Annotated in this window: 25 protein-coding genes; 11 read left to right on the top strand and 14 right to left on the bottom strand. The window is 46.2% G+C overall.

Annotated features, from left to right (window positions below; all coding sequences use genetic code 11):
• Nucleotides 1–59 precede the first annotated feature (59 nt).
• From fldA to AC2T0J_RS19555, 5 genes are all read right to left on the bottom strand, one after another.
• A complete protein-coding gene (fldA, locus tag AC2T0J_RS19575) occupies nt 60–584 on the bottom strand; it encodes a flavodoxin FldA (protein WP_123323377.1) in 525 nt (174 codons plus the stop codon).
• A 32-nt stretch (nt 585–616) separates the two neighbouring features.
• Nucleotides 617–841, bottom strand: coding sequence for a DUF2788 domain-containing protein (locus AC2T0J_RS19570; RefSeq protein WP_489807421.1), 225 nt, complete (start codon nt 839–841; stop codon nt 617–619).
• 214 nt (nt 842–1,055) lie between these two features.
• Complete coding sequence (locus AC2T0J_RS19565) at nt 1,056–1,841, bottom strand: alpha/beta fold hydrolase (protein WP_489807420.1); 786 nt, start codon at nt 1,839–1,841, stop codon at nt 1,056–1,058.
• Between the two features lie 37 nt (nt 1,842–1,878).
• On the bottom strand, nt 1,879–2,274 hold the full coding sequence (locus AC2T0J_RS19560) for an H-NS histone family protein (RefSeq protein ID WP_489807419.1): 396 nt from the start codon (nt 2,272–2,274) through the stop codon (nt 1,879–1,881).
• An 85-nt stretch (nt 2,275–2,359) separates the two neighbouring features.
• Nucleotides 2,360–4,006: an electron transfer flavoprotein-ubiquinone oxidoreductase gene (locus AC2T0J_RS19555; RefSeq protein WP_489807418.1), complete on the bottom strand. Its 1,647-nt coding sequence runs from the start codon at nt 4,004–4,006 to the stop codon at nt 2,360–2,362.
• A 262-nt stretch (nt 4,007–4,268) separates the two neighbouring features.
• Here AC2T0J_RS19555 and AC2T0J_RS19550 point away from each other — a divergent pair, with 262 nt between their 5' ends.
• A complete protein-coding gene (locus tag AC2T0J_RS19550; protein WP_489807417.1) occupies nt 4,269–5,021 on the top strand; it encodes an electron transfer flavoprotein subunit beta/FixA family protein in 753 nt (250 codons plus the stop codon).
• Complete coding sequence (locus AC2T0J_RS19545; RefSeq protein ID WP_489807416.1) at nt 5,018–5,950, top strand: electron transfer flavoprotein subunit alpha/FixB family protein; 933 nt, start codon at nt 5,018–5,020, stop codon at nt 5,948–5,950. The genes AC2T0J_RS19550 and AC2T0J_RS19545 overlap by 4 nt, the downstream gene beginning before the upstream one ends.
• Nucleotides 5,951–6,002: 52 nt before the next feature.
• On the opposite strand, the gene AC2T0J_RS19540 is transcribed toward AC2T0J_RS19545, so the two are convergent.
• A complete protein-coding gene (locus AC2T0J_RS19540; RefSeq protein ID WP_489807415.1) occupies nt 6,003–6,311 on the bottom strand; it encodes an isoamylase early set domain-containing protein in 309 nt (102 codons plus the stop codon).
• A 277-nt stretch (nt 6,312–6,588) separates the two neighbouring features.
• Between AC2T0J_RS19540 and AC2T0J_RS19535 the strand changes: the two genes are divergently transcribed.
• The 7 genes from AC2T0J_RS19535 to AC2T0J_RS19505 all read left to right on the top strand — a co-directional run bounded on the left by AC2T0J_RS19535 (nt 6,589) and on the right by AC2T0J_RS19505 (nt 13,374).
• Nucleotides 6,589–7,794, top strand: coding sequence for an efflux RND transporter periplasmic adaptor subunit (locus AC2T0J_RS19535; protein WP_489807414.1), 1,206 nt, complete (start codon nt 6,589–6,591; stop codon nt 7,792–7,794).
• 3 nt (nt 7,795–7,797) lie between these two features.
• Complete coding sequence (locus tag AC2T0J_RS19530; protein ID WP_489807413.1) at nt 7,798–10,953, top strand: efflux RND transporter permease subunit; 3,156 nt, start codon at nt 7,798–7,800, stop codon at nt 10,951–10,953.
• A gap of 199 nt (nt 10,954–11,152) precedes the next feature.
• Nucleotides 11,153–11,518, top strand: a complete 366-nt coding sequence (locus tag AC2T0J_RS19525) for a hypothetical protein (protein WP_489807412.1) — start codon at nt 11,153–11,155, stop codon at nt 11,516–11,518.
• 106 nt (nt 11,519–11,624) lie between these two features.
• Complete coding sequence (locus tag AC2T0J_RS19520) at nt 11,625–12,128, top strand: alpha/beta hydrolase (RefSeq protein ID WP_489807411.1); 504 nt, start codon at nt 11,625–11,627, stop codon at nt 12,126–12,128.
• A gap of 37 nt (nt 12,129–12,165) precedes the next feature.
• On the top strand, nt 12,166–12,573 hold the full coding sequence (locus AC2T0J_RS19515) for a hypothetical protein (RefSeq protein ID WP_489807410.1): 408 nt from the start codon (nt 12,166–12,168) through the stop codon (nt 12,571–12,573).
• Nucleotides 12,574–12,742: 169 nt separating this feature from the next.
• On the top strand, nt 12,743–13,090 hold the full coding sequence (locus tag AC2T0J_RS19510) for a hypothetical protein (protein ID WP_489807409.1): 348 nt from the start codon (nt 12,743–12,745) through the stop codon (nt 13,088–13,090).
• 17 nt (nt 13,091–13,107) lie between these two features.
• The gene (locus AC2T0J_RS19505; protein WP_489807408.1) at nt 13,108–13,374 is read left to right on the top strand and encodes a hypothetical protein; all 267 of its coding nucleotides are present in this window, start codon (nt 13,108–13,110) and stop codon (nt 13,372–13,374) included.
• Between the two features lie 146 nt (nt 13,375–13,520).
• Here AC2T0J_RS19505 and AC2T0J_RS19500 read toward each other — a convergent pair whose 3' ends face one another.
• From AC2T0J_RS19500 to AC2T0J_RS19470, 7 genes are all read right to left on the bottom strand, one after another.
• On the bottom strand, nt 13,521–14,501 hold the full coding sequence (locus AC2T0J_RS19500) for an IS5 family transposase (protein WP_489807407.1): 981 nt from the start codon (nt 14,499–14,501) through the stop codon (nt 13,521–13,523).
• Between the two features lie 214 nt (nt 14,502–14,715).
• Complete coding sequence (locus AC2T0J_RS19495; protein ID WP_489807406.1) at nt 14,716–15,789, bottom strand: nucleotidyl transferase AbiEii/AbiGii toxin family protein; 1,074 nt, start codon at nt 15,787–15,789, stop codon at nt 14,716–14,718.
• Nucleotides 15,786–16,370 (bottom strand): DUF6088 family protein, encoded by a 585-nt coding sequence (locus tag AC2T0J_RS19490; RefSeq protein WP_489807405.1) that lies wholly within the window; start codon nt 16,368–16,370, stop codon nt 15,786–15,788. Before AC2T0J_RS19490 ends, AC2T0J_RS19495 begins: the two co-directional genes overlap by 4 nt.
• 375 nt (nt 16,371–16,745) lie before the next feature.
• Entirely contained in the window at nt 16,746–17,027 is a 282-nt protein-coding gene (locus AC2T0J_RS19485) for a type II toxin-antitoxin system RelE/ParE family toxin (RefSeq protein WP_489807404.1), read from the bottom strand.
• Entirely contained in the window at nt 17,024–17,308 is a 285-nt protein-coding gene (locus AC2T0J_RS19480; RefSeq protein WP_489807403.1) for a type II toxin-antitoxin system TacA family antitoxin, read from the bottom strand. Before AC2T0J_RS19480 ends, AC2T0J_RS19485 begins: the two co-directional genes overlap by 4 nt.
• A gap of 431 nt (nt 17,309–17,739) precedes the next feature.
• Nucleotides 17,740–18,936 (bottom strand): amino acid aminotransferase, encoded by a 1,197-nt coding sequence (locus tag AC2T0J_RS19475; RefSeq protein ID WP_489807402.1) that lies wholly within the window; start codon nt 18,934–18,936, stop codon nt 17,740–17,742.
• Nucleotides 18,937–19,141: 205 nt separating this feature from the next.
• A complete protein-coding gene (locus AC2T0J_RS19470; RefSeq protein WP_489807401.1) occupies nt 19,142–19,915 on the bottom strand; it encodes an NRDE family protein in 774 nt (257 codons plus the stop codon).
• A 67-nt stretch (nt 19,916–19,982) separates the two neighbouring features.
• Between AC2T0J_RS19470 and AC2T0J_RS19465 the strand changes: the two genes are divergently transcribed.
• The gene (locus tag AC2T0J_RS19465) at nt 19,983–20,591 is read left to right on the top strand and encodes a 1-acyl-sn-glycerol-3-phosphate acyltransferase (protein ID WP_489807400.1); all 609 of its coding nucleotides are present in this window, start codon (nt 19,983–19,985) and stop codon (nt 20,589–20,591) included.
• Nucleotides 20,588–21,826 (top strand): cystathionine gamma-synthase family protein, encoded by a 1,239-nt coding sequence (locus AC2T0J_RS19460; RefSeq protein ID WP_489807399.1) that lies wholly within the window; start codon nt 20,588–20,590, stop codon nt 21,824–21,826. The genes AC2T0J_RS19465 and AC2T0J_RS19460 overlap by 4 nt, the downstream gene beginning before the upstream one ends.
• Nucleotides 21,827–22,153: 327 nt before the next feature.
• On the opposite strand, the gene AC2T0J_RS19455 is transcribed toward AC2T0J_RS19460, so the two are convergent.
• On the bottom strand, nt 22,154–22,696 hold the full coding sequence (locus AC2T0J_RS19455; protein WP_489807398.1) for a glutathione peroxidase: 543 nt from the start codon (nt 22,694–22,696) through the stop codon (nt 22,154–22,156).
• Nucleotides 22,697–22,820 lie beyond the last annotated feature (124 nt).

The raw sequence follows: 22,820 nt of genomic DNA, 5'->3' as shown, positions 1-22,820 counted from the left end.
GCTTTACAGGCACAAAAAAACGCAGGGCTAAACCTGCGTTTTTGCGTTAACTGACAAGCTTAGGCCAGTTCGGCCAGACAAAGCTCTTCGTTTAACTGATGGCACCAGGCGCGAACACGCTCGTCGGTGAGTTCCGGCTGACGGTCTTCGTCAATACCCAAACCCACAAAATGGGTGTCATCGGCCATACCTTTAGAGGCTTCAAAATCATAACCGTCGGTAGACCACTGGCCTACCAGGATAGCTCCACGGGCTTCAACGATATCGCGAACCATGCCCATAGCATCAAGAAAGTACTCTGCGTAGTCTTCCTGATCACCACAACCAAAGATCGCTACCAGTTTGTCGGTGAAATCAATTTGCTCCAGCTCAGGGAAGAAATCGTCCCAGTCACACTGGGCTTCACCGTAATACCAGGTAGGAATACCGAAGATCAGCAAATCAAACTCTGCAATTTGCTCTTTAGAGCTCTTTGCAATGTCGTGAACGTCAATCAGGTTCTTACCTAATTCTTTTTGAATTAACTTGGCAACATGCTCTGTATTGCCAGTGTCGCTACCAAAAAACAGGCCAACACTTGCCATATCTAACCTCTATCTACTTACTCTGAAAATGGTTACCCGGTTACGCCGCTGCTCTGCCAGAACAGCTGGATAATCCCTTTTGCAATAAAACCCATGGCTCCCAGACCCAGAACACCATAGGCGACAACCCGGCCAATCATGGGAACATCGTTCTTTTTCAATACGTCATGGACGGCAAAAATCATCAGAACAAACAGGACCACAAGCCCTAAGTCGAGCATGATGGATTCTATTTGTTCGTAATACTTCGCAAGCATAAAAAACCTTTACTGTATTTTCGCGCGCAAACTATACCACAGTAATACGGCTATCGCAGGCATTCTTACTGACTTTTGTGTCAAGTTTACCGGACTTCCGGCACAGCAGAGTGGCATCTACCGTCAGCTGAAACACGTTACAATCTGACTGGCCAGGAGTATATCACAACCGTCCTTTTTAAATGCAAATGTTTATCATTTGCAAAGTTAATGGTCAGGACGTTAACGCCCGTTCAACCAGGCCGTTGACTACCTGCGGTTTCTCGGCATGTAACCAGTGACCAACGCCTTCAACAATTTTGGCTTTAGCGTTAGGAAAATACCGACCGATGACTGCCTGATGATCGCGGTTGATGTAATCGGAATCACCACCCTTAATAAACGTGACATTACCTTCAAATGTTGCGGTGTCCGGAGCACAGAAGCCGCCTACGTTAGCGTAGTCTTTTTCCAGACCTGCCACATTAAATCGCCAGTGCCAGTGGCCAACTTCATTCTGATAAAGGCTCTTTAACAGAAACTGCCTGACGCCCGGGAGCTTAATTTCAGATTGCATTGCACGGTCAGCGTCTTTACGTCCGCTAATGGCACTGAGATCAACCTTTTTCAGCCCGGCAAACACCGCTTGGTGATGAGGCGGGTAGGTTACCGGTGCAATGTCCATTGCTACCAGTTTATCCACCCGGTCCGGATGGATGAGTGCGGTTAGCATGGCCACTTTACCACCCAGCGAATGGCCTACAATATGGCACTTATCGATTTGCAGGTTATCCATCAGTTTAATAACTGCGCTTACGCAATCGGGCAGCGTAAAGGTGTTTACCCAGGGGGATTCACCGTGATCAGGTAAGTCGATAGCGATGACATTAAAGGCATCGGTCAGGTGGCGTCTGAGTGCGGCTAAATTATCCAGATTACCGAACAAACCATGAATCAAAACGACCCAGGGCGCATTTTGTTCTTTACCGGGATACTGCTCATAATTAAGTGATATAGACATGTAAATAAAAAAGCGGGGAGGGTCCCCGCTATAAAAATTATATTGCGAAATCTTTTAAAGACTGGCCTTTTTCAAGAGCATCTTTAAATACTACAGGCATTCTACCTACGCCGGTCCAGGCGACGGTTTCACCATCAACCGTAATTTTATATTTAACCGGACGTTTTTTACCCGATTTACCCTTTGGCTTAGCTTCTGCCACGTCCTGTAAATCGGCTAAATCAATGCCGGCTTCTGCCATTTGTTTTTTAATTTCTTCAAGCTTGGCCTGTTTTTCCTGCTGGGCTTTAATTAACTCAGCTTCCTTCTCTTTTCTTTTTTTTATAATGTTATTCAGTTTTTCCTGAACACTCGTTAACTCTTCTACCGACAAATCCTTTACGGCACCTTGTAAACGTCTTCCATGAGTTAAAATTTCTAAAAACTCACTCATTAATTATCTGCCTTTGTTTAAAAACTACGGCAATTCTAATTTAAACTCGTGTTTTTTCAAAATTATATTTTACGCAATAATCGAATTACATATTCGGATAATTGGGACCACTGGCTCCTTCAGGTACCACCCAGCGAATATTCTGGGACGGATCTTTAATGTCACAAGTTTTACAGTGTACACAATTGGCCGCATTAATCTGAAACTGTGGTTGCTTATCGTCACCCTCTACTACTTCGTACACTCCGGCGGGGCAGTAGCGTTGCGCTGGTTCCGCGTAACTCGGCAGATTAACCTTTATCGGTATTTCCGGGTCTTTTAACTGCAAATGACAGGGTTGGTCTTCATCGTGATTGGTATTGGCTAAATAAACCGACGACAGTTTATCAAAGCTGAGTTTATTATCCGGTTTTTCATAGTTTATTGGTTGGCATTGGGCGGCAGATTTTAACTTTTTATAGTCAGCATCAGTATCTGTTAGCGTAACGAAAAGGTTGCCGTTAAAAATGTTTTGTTCCAGCGTATTAAAAGCGCCACCCAGTAGATTACCAAATTTATGCAGGGCAGGGCCAAAGTTTCGCGCTTTAAAAAGCTCTTTTCTTAAATCACTTTGCTGATAGGTTTGGTTAAATTCTGTGCAGAATTCCATAGTGGTGGTCTGGTTAATTTGATTAAAAATAACTTCAGCTGCCATTCTGCCCGACTTAATTGCCGTATGAATACCTTTAATCTTGGAAAAATTTAATGTGCCGGCATTACAACCTACCAGACAACCGCCTGGAAAAGCCATTTGTGGGAGAGAGTTAAATCCACCTTTGGTAATTGCCCGCGCACCATAAGCTATTCGCTCACCACCGTTTAAATATTGAGCAAATAACGGGTGATGTTTCATACGTTGAAATTCATCAAAGGGGCTTAAATAAGGGTTATCGTAATTTAAATCGACAATTAAACCGACATAAACCTGATTATTCTCGGCATGATATAAATAACTGCCTCCGGAGGCTTCCGTTAATGGCCATCCGGCAGTGTGGACCACAAGACCCGGCTGGTGTACGGCCGAGTCGACCTGCCAAATTTCTTTAAATCCAAGGGCATAATGTTGCGCTGTGGCGTTTTTATCCAGCGCAAACTTTTCAATCAGGGCTTTACCCAAGTGACCACGACACCCCTCGGCGAACACAGTATATTTTGCTTTAAGTAACATACCGGGCATGTAGCTGTCTTTTTCAGAGCCATCAGCCGCTACGCCCATATCGCCGGTAATAATACCGCCCACGCTGCCATCGTCGTTGTAGTGGATATCTGCTGCTGCAAAGCCAGGAAAGATTTCAATGCCCATGCCTTCGGCCTGCTCGGCCAGCCAGCGACAAACATTACCCAGTGACACAATATAGTTGCCTTTATTATGCATGGTTTTTGGCGTGATCAGGTTCGGCAGCTTAATACTGGCGCTGTCACTGCGTAACAGATAAGTGGCATCTTCGGTGACTGGCTGATTGAGGGGCGCCCCCTTTTCCTGCCAGTCGGGGATAAGTTCGCTGAGGGCGGCACTCTCCATCACGCCGCCAGATAAGATATGAGCGCCGACTTCAGAGCCTTTTTCCACGATACAGACTGATAATTCGGTGTCGGCCTTCTCAGCTTGCTGGGCCAGCCGGATCGCTGTGGCGAGGCCCGATGGACCTGCGCCAACTATCACCACGTCAAACTCCATTGATTCTCTTTCCACGGCCTTTCTCCTCATAGTCGGTTTTGATTTATTGTTCTCTGTAGGGACGTTAACTGGCAACCATATTTGCCACTATCAGGGCTTTTATTGCGTTGTGTCAAACTAAACCAGGTTGACGTTAACGTCAACTGCAAGTAAATTTTATGCTAAAGATGTTGCGAAAGTGTTGTTGCGTGAAATTGACAGTTGCTGTCATTAAAGTGCCATACTTATTGGAGCACGATCTAAGCAGACTAAACCGTAAAGGATGAAAGAGGCTTATATGAAAATACTGGTGCCGGTAAAACGGGTAATAGATTACAACGTAAAAGTGCGGGTTAAACCCGATCAATCAGACGTGGATTTAACCAATGCCAAAATGGCCATGAATCCTTTTTGCGAAATTGCAGTGGAAGAGGCGGTCAGATTAAAAGATAAAGGGATTGCAACGGAAATTATTGCCGTTAGCATTGGTCCAAAAGCTTGTCAGGAGCAGATCCGCAATGCCATGGCGCTTGGTGCAGACCGTGGTGTTCATGTGGAGTGCGAATCGTTTCCTGAGTCGTTGCAGGTTGCCAAAATTCTGGCCCGCCTGGTAGAGCAGGAATCCCCCGGCCTGGTGATTATTGGTAAACAGGCCATTGATACTGACAATAATCAGACCGGTCAGATGCTGGCTGCGCTGACGAAAATGCCTCAGGCGACTTTTGCCTCGGCAGTGGAAGTGGACGGTGATAGCCTGAAAGTGACCCGCGAAATCGATGGCGGATTACAAACGCTGAAGCTGAGTCTGCCGGCGGTAGTCTCTACCGACCTGCGATTAAACGAACCGCGCTACGCCAAACTGCCGGATATTATGAAAGCCAAGCGTAAGCCGCTGGCTGTCATGACGACTGATGAACTGGGGGTAGATGTTACACCTCGGGTTACGACACTTAAAGTAACCCCTCCTCCGGCCAGAAGCGCCGGCGTGAAAGTTGAGACGGTAGCAGAACTGATGGCAAAACTCCGCGACGAAGCAAAGGTGATTTCATGAGCATACTGATATACGCAGAACACGATAACAACCACCTGAAATCTGAAACCCACAAACTGGTAACTGCGGCCACACAGCTTGGTGATGATATTCATATTCTGGTTGCCGGGTCGGATTGTCGAGGCGTAGCAGACCAGGCTGCGTCAATTGCGGGCGTTAAACGCGTCATGCTGGCAGATAATCCGGTTTATGCTCATCAACTTGCTGAGAATACCGCTGACCTGGTGCTCGAGATTGCTGAAGGTTATAGCCATATTCTGGCGGCAGCTACCACAACCGGTAAAAACTTTATGCCCCGGGTGGCGGCATTGCTCGATGTGGTGCAGCTATCGGATATTATCGGTATCGAAAGCGCTGATACATTTATCCGACCCATCTATGCTGGGAATGCGATTGCTACCGTACAAAGCAGTGATGCAGTAAAAGTGATCACAGTGCGGGCCTCAGCGTTCGAGCTGGCTGAAGAAGGCAATAGTGTCGCAGTCGAAACGCTCGATACGGTGATTGAAAATACCCAGGTGACATTTGAAAGTGATGAGATGACCAAGTCTGATCGCCCTGAACTCACGGCCGCTGAAATTGTAATTTCCGGGGGACGCGGGATGCAGGATGGAGAGCACTTTGCCATGCTTGAACGCATAGCCGATCAATTGGGAGCCGCCGTGGGAGCAAGCCGTGCGGCGGTGGATGCGGGGTTTGTGCCTAATGATATGCAGGTAGGGCAAACCGGTAAAATTGTTGCGCCACAGCTCTACATTGCCGTTGGTATTTCCGGTGCTATTCAGCACCTGGCGGGCATGAAAGATTCAAAAGTGATTGTGGCAATCAATAAAGATCCTGAAGCGCCTATTTTTCAGGTAGCTGATTACGGTTTGGTAGCAGACCTGTTTGATGCCTTACCTGAAATTGAAAGTACGCTGGCGGGTTAATACCATCGCGAGCAAAAGTGCCCGGCAGGCAGGATGTCTGCCGGGCACTTTATTACACGCGAACAACTGAGTTATCGTCAAAACTCACTGGTGAAGGCGAATAGGCATCGGCTTCCCAGTCATTTTCCCAGTTTTCGTCGTCCAGTAAATAACGGAACTGGTATTCCGCTTCAGCAGGTAGATTAACCGTTTGTGTGAAATCGCCATTTTTTAGCTTTTTCATTGGTTCAGCCTGGATATCCCACGCATTAAAATCACCCACCAGTTTGGCAGTGTCGGCATTATTGGCTTCACTGGCTTTTAGTTTGAACGTTACTTTGCAGATCGGTTTGGACTTCAGATATTGTTTTTTCAGACTCATTGTTTTCTCTCCTGCTCAACAATCTGTAATTAAATTACAAGTTACGCTCAAAATGTCACCGTTTCAAGCGTTTTTGCTCGAAATGTGGTCACAAATTGACGGCGGTAACGTTTCAGACAATCATCAGTAACTTGTGCAATAAACGTCTAAGTAAATCGACACATTTATTAACAAAAGAAATAAGGCGTTTACCTGGCTTACTCCGTAAGATTAGCGTCAGAAAAGTTTATGTTAGCAGGCTGGCATAGATCAGCAGCACAATCAGAGTGGCACATTTATGAAGTTATCGTCTTTAATTAAGTCGGCGTTACCGATTTTATTACTTGGTCTGGCGCTTATAGCAGCGGGAATTATGATCCTGTCGAAAAAACCGCCGGAGAAAAAAGAGGTGGAAGAACTGGCGTTTTTAGTTGATGCGCAGCCGGTGTATACCGAACATGTGGAGTTTACGGTAACCAGTCAGGGCAACGTACAACCTAAACATAAAACCAGTATTGCTACCCAGGTGAGTGGCAGGGTGGTGGAAATTGCCGACAACTTTGTGGTGGGCGGTTTCTTTAATAAAGGCGATGTATTGCTTACCCTGGAACAAGACGATTACCAAACAGATCTGAGCCTGGCTGAAGCCGAGCTGGCGCAGGCCGAAGCAGCGCTGCAGGAAGAAATTGCCCGCGGTAAAGTGGCCGCAGAAGAGTGGCGTTCGGTGAATGGCGTGGTGCCTCCTGAACTGGGCCTGCGTAAACCACAACTGGCCAAAGAACAGGCCAATGTTAAAGCCGCAAAAGCCAAGCTGGCCAGAGCGCAGCGTAACCTTGATCGCACACAGGTGGTGGCGCCTTATGATGGCATCGTGATTGAGCGCAATGCTGATTTGGGTCAGTTTGTGGGGACTGGTGCTTTGGTAGGCGAACTCTATTCTACCGAAGTTGCTGAGGTGCGATTACCACTCACTGATGCGGATTTGGCCTTTATCGATCTCGAAAGCGGTATTTCCCACCGCAATCCGGTAACTCTGAACGCTATGGTAGGCGGCAAATATCAACAATGGCAGGGAACTCTGGTGCGTAGTGAAGGGGTGTTGGACACAACTAACCGGTTGATTTACGCGGTAGTAGAAGTGCAAGACCCTTACCTGCGAGATAACAGCGAGTTTAATGTACCGCTGCGCTTTGGTCAGTTTGTGCAGGCCGTGATAAGCGGTACAGACGCCCGTTCGCTTATAGTGATCCCTCGAAGTTTACTGCGTCTTGATGGCACGGTACTGGTGGTAGATGAAAACAACGAACTGCAAATTAAGCAGGTGGATATTGCCCGCTCGAGCCCTGAGTCGGTGTATATTTCCGCTGGTCTGAGTGATGGCGACAAGGTAGTAAGAAGTGCCGTACCTAACCCTTACAATGGTATGCCGGTGCGATTACCCGAGCAGGACCCTGCAGATCAGGACGTAGCGGATGAAGACACTGCGTTAGAGACCGGAGCATAAGCTATGCAAGGATATAACACACATAAAGGTCTGATTGCCTGGTTTGCCCGCAATAACGTGGCGGCCAATCTGCTGATGTGGATTTTGCTAATCGGCGGTGTATTTGGTGCTTTTAGTATTCAAAAGCAGGTATTTCCCAATTTTGAGGTGAATATCATTTCGGTTCGCGTGCCTTACCTTGGCGCCGCACCGCAGGAAGTGGAAGAAGGCGTTCTATTAAAAGTTGAAGATGCCATTAAAGATCTCGACGGGATTAAACAGATCACCTCTACTGCCACGGAAGGGATGGGCTCTGTGACCATAGAGGTGGAAGAAGATTATGACGTTCAGGTGGTTCTCGATGAGGTAAAATCCCAGGTCGACGCCATTCCCAGCTTTCCCGGCAACACCGAAAAACCGATTGTTTATCGCACTAAATTTCAGCAGGACGTATTGTGGATTGCCGTGTATGGCGACGCCAGCGAGCGGGAATTAAAGGAATTTGCTAAGAATCTGCGCGATGATGTGGCCAATTTGCCGGGCATTTCCAGTGTACAGGTAGTGGGCGATCGCGACTATGAAATTTCAATTGAAATGTCGGAATATACTCTGCAGAAATACGACCTGACGTTTTCTGAAGTGGTGAATGCGGTGCGTCAGTCGTCGGTTGATTTACCCGGTGGTGCTATTAAGTCGGAGAACGGCAATATTCTGCTGCGCACGAAAGGCCAGGCTTATACCGGCTGGGAATTTGCCCAGATTGTGCTGTTAACCCGTGCTGACGGTTCGCGCCTGACTCTGGGGGATATTGCCACCATTGATGACGGTTTTGTGGAAGACCTCCAGTATGCCATGTTTGATAACCAGCCGGCGGTTAACGTGCGGGTAAAAGCCGTAGGTGATCAGAATGCGCTGGAAATTTCCAAACAAGTGAATCAGTACCTGGCTAAAAATAAAAAGGACTTCCCGGCTCACATTAAAGCCGATGCCTGGGGGGATTCGTCTTTTTACCTGGCAGACCGTCTGAATATGATGCTGGAAAACATGTTCTGGGGTGGGGTACTGGTGTTTTTAGTACTGTCACTGTTTCTGAAAATTAAACTCGCTTTTTGGGTAATGGTGGGGCTGCCGGTATGCTTTTTAGGTACGCTGATGGTATTGCCCATGGACATGATGGGCGTGTCGATAAACATGCTCAGCCTGTTTGCCTTTATTCTGGTGCTGGGGATAGTGGTGGACGATGCCATTATTATGGGGGAGTCGGCCTATTCGGAAATCGATGCCAAAGGCCATAGCACGGATAATGTGATTGCCGGTGTGAAAAAAGTGGCCATGCCAGCTACCTTTGGCGTACTGACTACCATTGCCGCGTTTTCGCCTATGCTGATGGTTTCCGGACCGTTTGGAGTGATCTGGAAAACCATCGGACTGGTGGTGATTGTGTGTCTGACCTTCTCTTTAATTGAATCAAAGCTCATTCTGCCGGCTCACCTGGCGCATATGCGCCTGCAACCATACGATCCGGCTAAAGCTAATCGTTTTCAGCGCTTCCGTGATTTTTTCAGTGAAGGCATTAAATCCTTTATCAAAAACATTTATGCGCCTTTCCTGGTTAAAGCGGTGAAGGCCCGTTATGTCACGCTGGCGGCGTTTGTTAGCATGCTGATCTTAACCTTCGGCATGTTTAAGGGAGACTGGGTGCGGTTTGTTTTCTTCCCGACCATTCCGAGTGACTTTGTGATGGCATCGGTGGAGCTGGAGCCGGGATCATCGTTATCGCAACGTGATAAAGCGCTGGATACCTTGCTCGATGCTATGTATCGCATGGACGAGCAGATTGCGCGGGAAACTGGTTCCGGGGTGATCAGCCATGCGGTGGCCTTTGATCAGGGGGCGCTGGGTGGCCAGGTGTTCGCAGAGTTGAGTAAAGGCGAATCACGGGATGTTACCGATACCGAAATTCAGCGTCGCTGGCGCGAATTTATGCCGGAAATACCTGGTGTGAAAACCCTGAATTTTAATGCACCGGGCGGTCCGGGCGGCGGCTCTGATTTAAGTTTTGAATTTAGTTCCAGTGACATTACTCAGCTTGAACTGATCAGCAAGGAAGTGAAAGCCGCTCTGGCAGAATATAACGGGGTGTCTGATATTAATGATACTTTTGCCGGGGGAGCTGATGAAATTCAGTTGCAATTGAAACCACAAGCCGAGGCACTCGGTATTACCTTGCAGCAGTTGGGTCAGCAGGTCCGTTACGGGTTTTATGGTGCCGAAGTTCAGCGCGTCCAGCGTGACGACGAAGAAGTAAAAGTAATGGTGCGTTACCCTAAAGAAGAACGTAACTCGATTGGTCATCTGGAAACCATGCGGGTGCGTTCACCTGCCGGTCAGGATGTGCCGTTTGAACAGGTGGCAGATATCGAACTGGGCAAGGGATACGACTCGATTATTCGGGTGGATGGCCAGCGCTCTGTAACGGTATCGGCAGCGGTAGATAAAGACATTGCCGAACCCAACGAAGTCACCATGGAAATGATCACCCGGGTGATCCCTGAAATCATGACAAAATACCCGCGGGTGGAGTTTAAGCTGCAAGGTAATTCCCGGGAACAAATGGAGGCCATGACATCGCTTGCTCAGGGGTTGTTATTTGCCTTATTCGCCATTTACGCGTTGTTAGCGATTCCATTGCGCTCTTATATGCAACCGCTAATCATTATGTCAGTAATCCCCTTTGGTATCGTCGGCGCTATTCTAGGCCATCTGATGCTGGGTCATGCAGTGAGTGTATTGTCGATTTGCGGCATTATTGCGCTGTCGGGCGTAGTGGTGAACGATAGCCTTATCATGGTTGATTTTGTTAACCGGGCGCGGCAGGAAGGCCATCGCCTGATGGACGCTGCAATAAGTGCCGGTACTCAGCGTTTCAGAGCGATTATACTGACCTCGCTGACGACATTTATGGGCTTGGTACCGATTATCTTTGAGCGTAGCCTGCAGGCGCAGGTAGTGATACCTATGGCCATATCTCTGGCGTTTGGTATTTTGTTCGCTACCGTGATCACCCTGATTTTGGTGCCCGCGTTGTACGTTATCTTGGATGACATTAAAAACGGTCTGACCAAAAATAAGCGCTCGGCACTGGCAACAGAGCCATCAGAAGGGATGATATCTAAATAGTCTCAACGGGCACATTTTTAGTGCCGTAAACGTAAGTTAAACAAACGCCGGCAGGATAACCTGACCGGCGTTTTCATTTATGCAGTGAACGGAAAATAACTCTGTTTAAAATGAACCGGTTTAAAATAAATCATAAAATACTTGAATGCTGATAAATTATACAGTACTGTTTGGGTGTACAGTATTTGAGGGCATTGTGATGAACACAGGTTTAAAAACACTTGATAACTTAATTGAACGCTTTGGTATTTCAGTAGGTGAAGGGCATGATGCTTTTCAGCAGGTACTGGATCTTTACGGCGGCGACAGCCGCGCCATTACAATGAAGCTGCCGTTTTGTTTTTATCAGATCATTGCTAATTTGCCGGTAAGCCGCCGGTTATCGTTACATCAGTTTTATCTGCCTCACCGTAAAGCCCGGTTAGCCAGCTTTTTAATTGACGAAAACGGCCATATTGTAGAGCAGGTGTATTACCAGCGTGACAGCAAATATGTAAAAGCCTGCAAAAAATTACAGTCGCTGGTGCAACGTCATTACTTAAAAGGCTGGGCTACCGCTGCCTGAGGCTGGCTTTCATAAATTTGTTACTAAAACCGTATAATGTAAGATAAATACCATTGTTATTTATTCGTAATATCGGATAATCACGCTTCTAGATAAGGAGTTGTGCGTGAAAGTTATCTTTTCACACGGTAAAGAAAGTGGCCCGTGGGGAACAAAAATACGGTTTCTGGCAAACATTGCTGAAGAAATGGGGTGCCAGGTCAAGAGCATCGACTACAGTGATACCCTCGATCCAGAGAAGAGGGTAGAAAGGCTAGTAGAAGCCATTCCAAAAGATGATCCCGAAGTATTACTGGTTGGCTCCAGTATGGGGGGCTATGTGTCTTTGGTTACTGCTTTACAACACCAGGTGCGGGGCGTTTTTTTGCTGGCACCAGCAGTGGCCATGCCTGGCTATAAAATTCAGGAGTACCCGGTATCTTGTCCGGTAACCTGTGTTCATGGCTGGCAGGACGAAATTATTCCGGCCGAAAATATCCTTAATTTTGCCAAACAACTCAATATTACCCTGCACCTTATACCTGGCGATCACCGCTTAAACGACTCTCTTAAAGCAGTAGGTGTATTGTTTAAACAGTTTTTGTTTGAGCGTTTGACCGATCAGTCGTGATTTCTGCTTCCTCACAGGTTACAGGTAGTGAGTTAAAATGCGCAGGGAAGTTTCAAAGCAGCAACAGTTGACCAGGCTCGGCATCGCCTTTGTTATCTTTGTACTTAGCAGTATTTACTATTACTATCGCGACGAAGCACAGGCTGAAAGCTTAAACGCACTGTTTAACGATACGGTATTTGGTATCCCGGACGTGAGTACCAAACTGAGTTTTTATTCTGAAACTCACGAACTGTTGACCATCAAAATTATCGCCACGGGGTTACCCGAACCGGCCAGAGAATATAAACCGCACTTGCTGGCATTTATTTGTTCACAACCTTCACTAAAAGCGATTCTGCGTGCGGGCAAGCCTGTTCACTTCGATATGAGTGCGCCAGACCGGGTTGAAGGCAGTCATGTTAATATGCGAATAGATGCAGCACGATGTCATTATAGTGATTAACGAGTTGAGATAGCCGGCCAGAGTATTGTATTGGCTCACTGACCATCAATAGCATTAAGTGGGCCTATGAGTTTATGATGACCATTCTTGTTGTCAAACTGGAACGGGATGCTGCATAGCTCTGGAAGAAGCGCGTGGCGAGGACGTAACCGGGATAGGGATATTCGTTATGAAACACATTTGTATCTTACTAATACTGGTGCCGTGGCTTGCCATCGCAACAGCTCAGCAGCCAGACGAAATCATTATTGATGGTGTAAAGCATCCGCTTAATACTAACCCTCTCGACAGCGTAATTGCCGAAAAAGACTGGCAAATCCCCAAAGAAGCTGAAATCTGGTCATCAAACGGGCGCGGTTACGTTGCACAGTGGGAAATTATCGCCGATAAACTGGTTCTTAATGACGCCGGTTATTTGCTGAAGGGGTATGGCTATGATGCCATCGCAGCAGTATTGTTGGATCACTGTTCAAAACCGAGCCTCCATTGGTCGCTGAATGGTATTCAGGTGCGCTAATTGTCCCAGATGGTCAAATGAACAGTTATGTTCATATGGGGTATGGTTCTGTTTATTCCCATTACCAGATCCTGCGCATAAAAAGTGGCATTGTGATTGAGCACCTGTCGTTTACCGAAGCTCAATTTAACGCCTACCAACATCGAAAATTTCAAGCATTTAAAGAAACTGAACAATTCCAGAAAGAGTGTAATGAACTGGTCAACGACAAGGAAAAATGGCCAGAGGAAGATGCTCTGGCATTTTTGCAGAGTTATTATGCCGAGTACTACTTGTCGCTTTAGGGAAACTGCGAATAAGCCCTGCAATTTAGGTCTGGATCGGGACTTTGTACTGCCAGCTTAACTTTTGAACGCCAAATTTCCTATTTTGGCCAATATACTACCGTTTTAGGCCGGATTTCGCCCCTAATCCGGGCCATTCCCGGACCTCAGACAGATTTAGGCTGTCGTCGCAACATCTGGTCAACTTTAAACACGTTCGCCAGAGTAAATAACATAGCCAATTGACTATCGTTTTTCACCAGTCCTTTGTAGCGAGCTTTGATAAAACCAAATTGGCATTTGATGATGCGAAACGGGTGTTCAACTTTTGCTCGGATACTGGCTTTCAGGTATTCGATATTGATGGCTGTTTTGTTCTTGCGGGGATGCTTCTTCAGTGCGCGGACTTTGCCGGGACGCTCAGCAATCAGCCATTCTACATCCGTACCTTCAAGTTCTTCTCGCTTCTCTGCGCCTTGATATCCGGCATCGCCAGAGATGAATTCCTCGTCGCCGTGCAACAGGTTTTTCAACTGATTCAGGTCATGCTCGTTGGCGGCGGTGGTTACCAGTGTATGGGTGAGACCGCTCTTGGCATCCACACCAATATGGGCTTTCATGCCGAAGTGCCATTCATTGCCTTTCTTAGTCTGATGCATGTCCGGGTCACGTTCATTCTTTTTGTTCTTCCTGGAACTTGGCGCTTCAATAATCGTAGCATCCACCAACGTGCCTTGGGTCATCATCACACCGCAATCCGACAGCCATTGGTTGACCGTTTTAAATAAATTACGAGTGAGTTTGTGTTTTTCCAGCAAGTGCCGGAAGTTCATAATCGTGGTACGGTCAGGAATGGCTTTATCCAATGACAGCTGAGAAAATTGTCGCATCGAAGCAATCTCGTACAGCGCATCTTCCATCGCTTCATCACTAAGGCTATACCATTGCTGCATACAGTGAATGCGGAACATGGTTTCTAGCAGATACGGACGGCGACCGTTGCCGGCTTTAGGATAAAAGGGTTCAATTACTTCCAGCAGTTGAGACCACGGCAACAAGTTGTCCATCCGGGATAGGAAAATCTCTTTATGGGTCTGGCGGCGCTTGCTGGAAAACTCACTATCGGCAAAAGTTAACTGGTGGCTCATAGGTATTGGTCGATGCGATTTACTATACTGCTATGATCTCACATCAGAGACTTATTCGCATCCTCCCTAGTGCCAATGGACTGGATTGATGGCATGGATTAATAAGTTTTTAATTGCATTTTCAAGTATTTTAACTATTCAATTATACATGTATATAGGTCGAAATTTTGATAAGCTTATGAAAATAAAAACTTTAATTGAAGGAGGAAGCGGGCTATTGTGATTTTTGTACTAAGTCTTTCATATGTTGATTAAATTCCTCTTGGGCATCAGCTAAACGAGAAACGATATACTCAAACTCATCAGGAACTGTAAAAAACATTTTTCCAGAGATAGCTTCCACATGATCTTTATTGACAGCGTGCAATCTTTCACCATCAGGGATTAGTCGCAATCCTCCGCTTAAAATGGCTTCAAAATCGACTCCTGGAGTGGACCATCTGTGCTTTTTCATTTCGATAACGGCCTGCATAGCCTCAGTTGTCGCAAGCGGATCTGCAAATTTGTTTTGTAGCAAACAATCAACATCATACCAATGACGAGCCAATCTAACAGGGTTTGGCTCTTTTGTTTGTGTAGAAAATTGATGAAGAGCCGTTAGTTTTTCCCACAAAATATAATCCTGTTGGAAAGCTTTAACATTTGCTCTGGGTAATTCCAAGCTACTTAATTCTGGACATTGAGTTAAGTACGTCTCGACATTCAAAGCTTCCGTGGGTTTTCCTCTGTTACGACCGCCAAATTCTAACAACACATGGTCGAGCTGGTAATCACTTGAGCCACGTGTGGTTCGTGGGAAGTGAATATCAATCTTTTCACCTTTGGAATCTTGCTCAATTTCAGCGTATAAACCTTCAATCTGGTACTTATCCAATTCTTGATTTAGACGTACTAAAAATTCATTGCTCCAGTCTTCTAGTAGCCTTTGTTGGTTATCTCTGAATTTTTTAGCTTGGCTATTAGATTTGGTACTTTGTTGCCATGCCTTTAATTCATCTTCTTCAGAGAGGCCAGATAAATCAGCCCAGTGGATTGAAAGATCGATGTCTTCAGAGAAACGCGAAATTGCATTCCAGCATTTACTTAATGCGGTTCCCCCTTTAAATGCAACTGAGACATTACCTAGCAACGACTCATCATAGAGTAGTCTTAGTATCTCCGTTACCCAAATGTCTTTTTCTAGAAAGTTTGCAGGTAAGCCGCCCGGATGCTGTTGTGCGCCAACTGTGAATATATCAGTTAAATCTTTATGGTTTTTATTATCGATATAAAGATCAAACAAATTCATGATGTCAAGGTTTGCTTAACGCTAGATAACTTGTTTTTCCAAGTCCTTAAGCTGCTGTTGTTGAGCAGTTTGTTTATCACTACCAATTTTTCTTCATGTGAAATATTGAGACGTTTGAGAGCTGTACTCAATTGTTGCTTCGAAGTATGTTCAGGAGATACGAACATTAAACCGCGTAACAATTCACCTTCAGGCCGATGCTGCCACTTAAGTTTGAAATTAGCCGTATGTTTGACCTGAACCTCTTGGTTCCCTACTTTAAATACACGTGAAGGTCCGGAGCTCCAAAATATTGTTTTTAATGGAGCTTGAGTTTGTAGCCCTAATCGGTAGGCGGACTCCAATCCCTGAGGAACCATCTTGTAATGATTAGCCTTAGCCCAAGTTATAGCAACATCTTCAGCTTTAGCTGCAATTTTAACAGAAGGGAGGGCCGCCAGTGGTTTCGGTCGAGAGTAGATGCCTTTCGCCACTCGAACAACTTGTCCCTCTTTTGCAAGTCTACTCATTACCTTTTGGACAGCCGTAACAGAGCCTAGAGAGTAAAACTTCTCTATCGCAAACGGTGTTCCTCGTTGCATACGAGATAACCTATTGTTGACTAATGCGGATACGGACATATCTATGTGAAATCTGACAAAGCTGCTCTATAGTGGATTTATTATAGGTCAATAATTATGTGGATTGCAAGACTGTTGGTGTCAGGATAACCAAGTGTCACATGTTGTTTTATATTTCCGCAGAAAAACACACTCTTAAATTGTTGGCGGTTTATAAATTGTACTAATTTATATGCAGGCACGATACTATGATCCAGTTATCGTGAGGATTTGTAGTTTTGAACTGTTGTGCTAAGGCAGCTTTAGACAAGGTATAGTCAGGCTTTACCACTGGATTTCTGCATTTGGTCAAAAGCGACATTCTAGCCCATGCATTTGTGCCGCCAAATTAGGGCGTTAGTTGCCTACAGGAAATTTTTGCTTCTGATGCAAAACCCTAAGAATATGAATTACGTCCTCTCTTACGAAGTACGAAACAATCATTGATACCTCCGGAATAATTAAAAGCCGTCCAGGAATTCCTGCTCTTTCGACGCCCATCAACGGTTGCTGTATCAGGTTTTCAACTTTAGTTTCAATAATGGTGTCAGTTTTTTCTGCAGCCAATGGATTAAATTCGTATAGAAATTCGAAAATCACTTCTCGATCGTCCAATGAGTCCTTTTCCCAAACGATCATTTTTTGGCTCTATTCCTAATTTTCATCTTTCTCGCTTCCATGTCCAAAGAAGCTTTTTCATGAGTAGTAAACTTACTCTGCCCATTATTTAATTTGCTAAACGCTGCGTTGACCTGTTCGGTAAGCCATTGGTCATGATTCATAACTTTGCGTTGCTGCTCAGCTAGTTCTTCAGTGAGCTCTCTACAGGCATCACTTAGAGTACGCCCTTGGCTTTCAGCCATTAATTGAGCTAGGCGTTTCGTTTCTTCGTCAACTCTGAATTGTATGCGGGTATCCATTTTCAACTCCGTTTCGGCGTGTGCACAAATGTTAGCACTAATTCTTCGCCTGATAAATATACTTCCGGGGCTATCTATATAGTCATCGGCTTGGCCATAATGTTATTGAATTTACGCATAATCTAGGATGGCGATGTGCACATGATTTTAAATACTTTGTTATAAGGTGAAGGTACTTTTTTCTTTTATTTAAAGACTGGCTCTGGACTACTGACCGCTTTTGTATCAATTGGTGTTGGCTTTTTGAACATATTGCGCGGTAGAGATTAAATTATTGAAATGGAATGAGTAATGAATAATAAGACTGAAGCCTGTAGTGCGACATTTTTAATTTTATTAGGAACTGTCCACTTCCCCTTTTAATAGAATCACTAAAAAAGCCCTGACTGAAACAGACAGGGCCTTTTAGTTACTATCGATTCTCAGCCTGATTAGCTGTTAATCACAGCCACCATGGCCTTGGCCAGAGCGTCGATATTGGCCTGGCTGATACCCGCCACATTTACGCGACTTGAATCCACGAAATAAACGCTGTGCTCATTACGCATTTTTTGTACTTGTTCCGGTGTAATACACAGGAACGAGAACATGCCTTTTTGATTGTTGACGAAGCTGAAGTCTTTCTGGGCACCATTAGCCGCCAGTTTCTCAACCAGCAGGCTACGCAGAGTAGACATGCGGTTACGCATCTCGTTAACTTCGGTTTCCCACTCTTGCTTAAGGGCAACGTCGGATAAAATAATGTCGACCAGCGCGCCGCCGTAGCTTGGTGGCATGGAATACATACCGCGGGCAACAGACTGGATCTGTGCCTGGGCGATTTTCTTTGTCGCGCTGTCTGCGGTAACAATGGCTGCTAAGCCAACACGTTCACGGTATAAGCCGAAGTTTTTGCTGCACGAAGCAGCGATGATCACTTCCGGCAGGTTTTCACACAGCAGGCGAACACCGTAGGCATCTTCTTCCAGACCATCTCCAAAGCCCTGATAGGCTAAGTCTACGAAAGGCAAGAATTCACGTTCTTTGGCTACTTCTACCACTTGTTGCCATTGCTCTTTAGTCAAATCGGCACCGGTTGGGTTATGGCAGCAACCGTGCAGCAATACCACGTCACCTTTTTCAACTTTACGTAACGTGTCCATCATGGCGTCAAAACGAATTGATGCAGTGGCTTTGTCGAAGTAGGGGTAGGTTTCCAGGCTTAAACCGGCATTGCCCATTAACGGAATATGGTTAGCCCAGGTAGGATCGCTGATCCACACTTTAGTGTCTTTATTTACGCGAGTCAGCAGCTCGGCAAGAATGCGTAATGAACCGCAACCACCAGGCGCTTGCACGGCTGCTACGCGATCGGCCATTAATACCGGACTCTTTTCACCCAGAATCAGGCCCAGCATGCCGTCGATAAAACCCTGTACGCCTTGCGGGGTGATATAGGTTTTTGACTTTTCTCGCTCAAGTAAAATAGTTTGCGCTTTGGCTACCGCAGATAAAATAGGGGTGTTGCCTTGCTCGTCTTTATAAACACCAACACCTAAGTCAATTTTATTAGGATTAGTATCTTGCTTAAACGCAGTAGACAAACCAAGAATCGGATCCGGGGCAAGTTGGGGTAGCACTTCAAACACGTTATGTCCTCTAAATGTACAGGAATCGGTTCACTAAGTTTATGAACAGTCCTGTGCTTTCACAAACTCAAATAACGGTGGTCGTGTGTTATTGTTCAACACTGATGTCAGTCAGACCACTTCATCATCTTCCGCTGGCACGGGAGTTAACCAGTCAGGTTGCGCATTATGCCATCAACTGCGGCAAATTCGAATATAAAAGCGGTTATTCCTGCACAATTTTCCACTGAAACTCTCGTGGTGGTAATAGCTTTCTGCCGTGGTCATATTCCTGCTCTATCCAGGTGACTTCATGGCGTTGATTAATCAACAGCAAGGTCGAACTGCGCGTGCCATAGTCGGGCGACGCAATAAAGATAGATGACAGGCGCTGTTCCCACTCAAGCGGCACACCGGTATCCGGCAGTTGGTCTGGTGGAGCCGGGGTATTATCCTGAAGTAAGTTAATCAGGGCATGATTATCCAGCGAGGTCGCCGTACTGATATACTCCTGTAAATTTGTTATACCGCGCCTTACTTTTGGCCAGGGGGTATTGAGCGCACTGTTAGAAAGCCCGTGAAAGCCTTGAGCCAGGGGCGTAAAACGGTTGATGTGATTATTATAAACCTGCAAGCGAGAGATATTCCCATACAGCAAATTGTAACCATTATAGGCGCCACGACTGGCGCTAAGCTGTTGGTCAAAAGGTGGTTGGTGAGCGTTGCGACTGAGATAATTAACCACCAGTTCTCCGCGGCTGCGAGCCTGTGTTTGCTCGCGGGCGGGATTGCGAATATTGGTCAGTGCAGCAATATCGCCATTACGATGGATACCCATCCAACTGCCACCAGCCTGTAAATCTTTACCGGCCAGCATCTGAGCAGGCTTATCCCACCAATGGCTTGGCTGGGTGGGGCGCTGATAAAACTCATCACGATTAGCGGCAATGATGAGCGGGTAGTCTTTATGCTGCTCAACGGCGACAAAAATAATACACATAACGTTTGTGGCGTACTCCGTAACGGTTACAATTACCCGCAACAGAATAACCGATTATTAGCGGAATATGCAGTCATTCAAAGCGCCACTACCTGAATCAGTCCCACAATATCCGGTTGGCTTGTGGGGAAAATGTTGCCGGTGGTGGCTTGATAATCGCGGCTGGACAGTACGCGGTAGTCTGGCCAATCATCCCAAAATGGTGCTGGCCGTTGGCCCCCATACCTCTAACTGGGATTTTATTATTGGTGTTATGTTTAAACTGGCACTTGGTCTTGAGGTGGCGTTTTTGGGCAAACATACCTTGTTTGAAGGGCCCCTCGGCGGCCTGATGCGCCGCTTGGGTGGTATTGCGGTGGACAGAAGTAAAGCCCACGGCGTAGTGGGAGAAGTGGCCGGGCGGATCAGTCGTTCAGAGCGGTTGTTGCTGGCGCTGGCACCGGAAGGGACGCGAAAAGCAGTGTATCCGTGGAAAAGCGGCTTTCTTTACATTGCACAAACCGCTAGAATTCCCATTCAGTGTGTCGGCCTTGATTATCAACAGAAAACGCTGGTTTTCGGGCCCGTCCTTACAGTATCCAAAGATGTAACGGTGTCGATGGAGTCGGTATACAGTTTTTACCGCACCATCACCGCTAAATACCCGCAGCAAATAATTACGGAGCCCAACGCGTGACCAAACCGGGAGTGACCACTCGTCAAGTACATGCCGACAGACAGCTAAATCATCCGGCCGATGGTGCCGTACATACCAGTACTACCAACGCTGTCTTATTCGAATTTGAAAAAACGCAAGATCTGGTGGATGTCTTCCAGGGTAAAAAAATGGGCCACGTGTACGGACGTTCATCATCCGGCTCCATGGCCGCGCTGCAAACTATTATTGCTGACATGGAAGGCGGTATTGCAACGGCGTGTTTTGCAACGGGGATGGCCGCGATTACCAGCACTATGTTGTCGCTGTTTAAAGCTGGCGATCACCTGATTGTGAGTCAGTATTTGTTTGGCAATACGCGCAGTTTTCTGGATACGCTGATAGACTTTGGTGTTGAACTCACTTTCGTAGATGTCACCTCTATTCAGGATGTGATTGCAGCAAGGCAAGTCAATACCAGGGCCGTGTTCACCGAAACCATTGCTAACCCGGTTACCCAGGTGGCGGATTTGCGCGCTATTGGTAAATGGTGTGAGGAACAAAAACTGATATTTATGGTGGATAACACCATGACACCGCCACCGGCTTTTGATGCCAAAGCGATGAAAGTCTCCCTGGTGCTGAATTCACTTACCAAATATCATGCTGGTCATGGCCAAGTGCTGGGCGGTGCGGTCACCGATATGGGGAATTTTGACTGGACGTCATTCAACAATATTAAACCGGCTTATCAGGTTGCCAATGAGCGCATGTGGGGCATCACCCAAATCCGCAAAAAAGGGCTGCGTGATTTGGGCGCTACACTGGCTGCACAATCTGCGCATCTTATCTCGGTAGGAATTGAAACCTTGTCACTGCGGATGGCGCGCAGCACCGAAAATGCTATGAAACTGGCCACCTACCTGGAAAGTCAGGACAAAATTGAACGCGTCTATTACCCGGGACTGGCGAATCACCCGCAGCACTATGTGGCACGTGAACAACTTGGTGGTTATGGCGCTATTCTGAGCTTTGATCTGGTTCCTGGGATAGAGCCTTGTGAATTCCTGGACGAACTTAAGCTGGTATTATCGGCTACGCACCTCGGTGATACGCGCACATTGGCGCTGCCGGTCGCTTCCACCATATTCTTTGAGAACGGTCAGCGGGAGCGCGCGCGCATGGGCATTACCGAAACCATGGTCAGAATGTCGTTGGGTATCGAAGATACCGACGATCTGGTTGCCGACTTTGACCAGGCGTTGGCAAAGTTTTAAACGCAACACTACGAATAACGTATTAATAAAGCCTGCAAAACGCAGGTTTTTTTATCTCTGCGTATGTGAGTATGTTGTTTTAATTCCTTGTAATAATTCGCTTTTATTATTGATGAGCAAAGTTGGGCTGATTCGCTCCGAATGACGCTAAAAATTATTGCAGCAATTTGTGAAAAAATTTGAACTTTAGGTGAATAGGCGGGACTAACTTAATGCAACGAGCAATTACGGGTTTTAATGTGTGAACCCTGTTGTTTAAGTGTGTTCCAAGTTGAGTGTGCATATTAGCCCCGCGGTTTGCGGGGCTTTTTTTATGCGCAAAGAAGGTTACATGGCTAATGCTTTTTCAACATCACCGCGGAGTTCTTTATCTGAAGGTTTTACAGAGCTCTTATAGTGCTTAACGATTTTACCGTTTTTATCTACCAGGTATTTGTTGAAGTTCCAACTTGGCTCTTCGCCAGTGGCTTTGGCCAGGATGCGATACAGCGGATCAGCATCGTCACCTTTCACATGGGTGGGCTCAAACATCGGGAATTTCACACCATAGGTTAACTCACATAGTTCGGCGGTTTTACCTTCGTCATCATCTTCCTGATTAAAATCGTGGGATGGAAAGCCCAATACCACAAAGTCTTCACCTTTTAGTTCGTCATACATGGCTTCAAGGCCTTCAAACTGTGGGGTAAACCCGCAGTAACTTGCGGTGTTAACAATTAACAGGGTTTTGCCCTGGTATTCGCTGCACAAATTGACGGTTTCCTGAGAATTGAGTTTACGTTTCATGAACTTTAATACGTCAGGGCAGCTGTTTGCCTGCGCGAATAAAGGAAGCGTACTGAATAACAATGCGCCAACTAATTTTTTCATTGCTTTATTCCTGTTGTTAGGGGTTAACACCAATACTCTCTGTACAGGCTGGTTGGATCAATTTGTCCGGCTCTGGTGTTAAAAAGACCAGCGAGTGAAAAACAAAGACAAATGTTTACTTCCT

The sequence above is a fragment of the Alteromonas sp. ISO5 genome (genome assembly GCF_058105165.1).
Note: the sequence above shows the minus strand (reverse complement) of the source record. Positions and strands in the feature narration are given on the sequence as shown.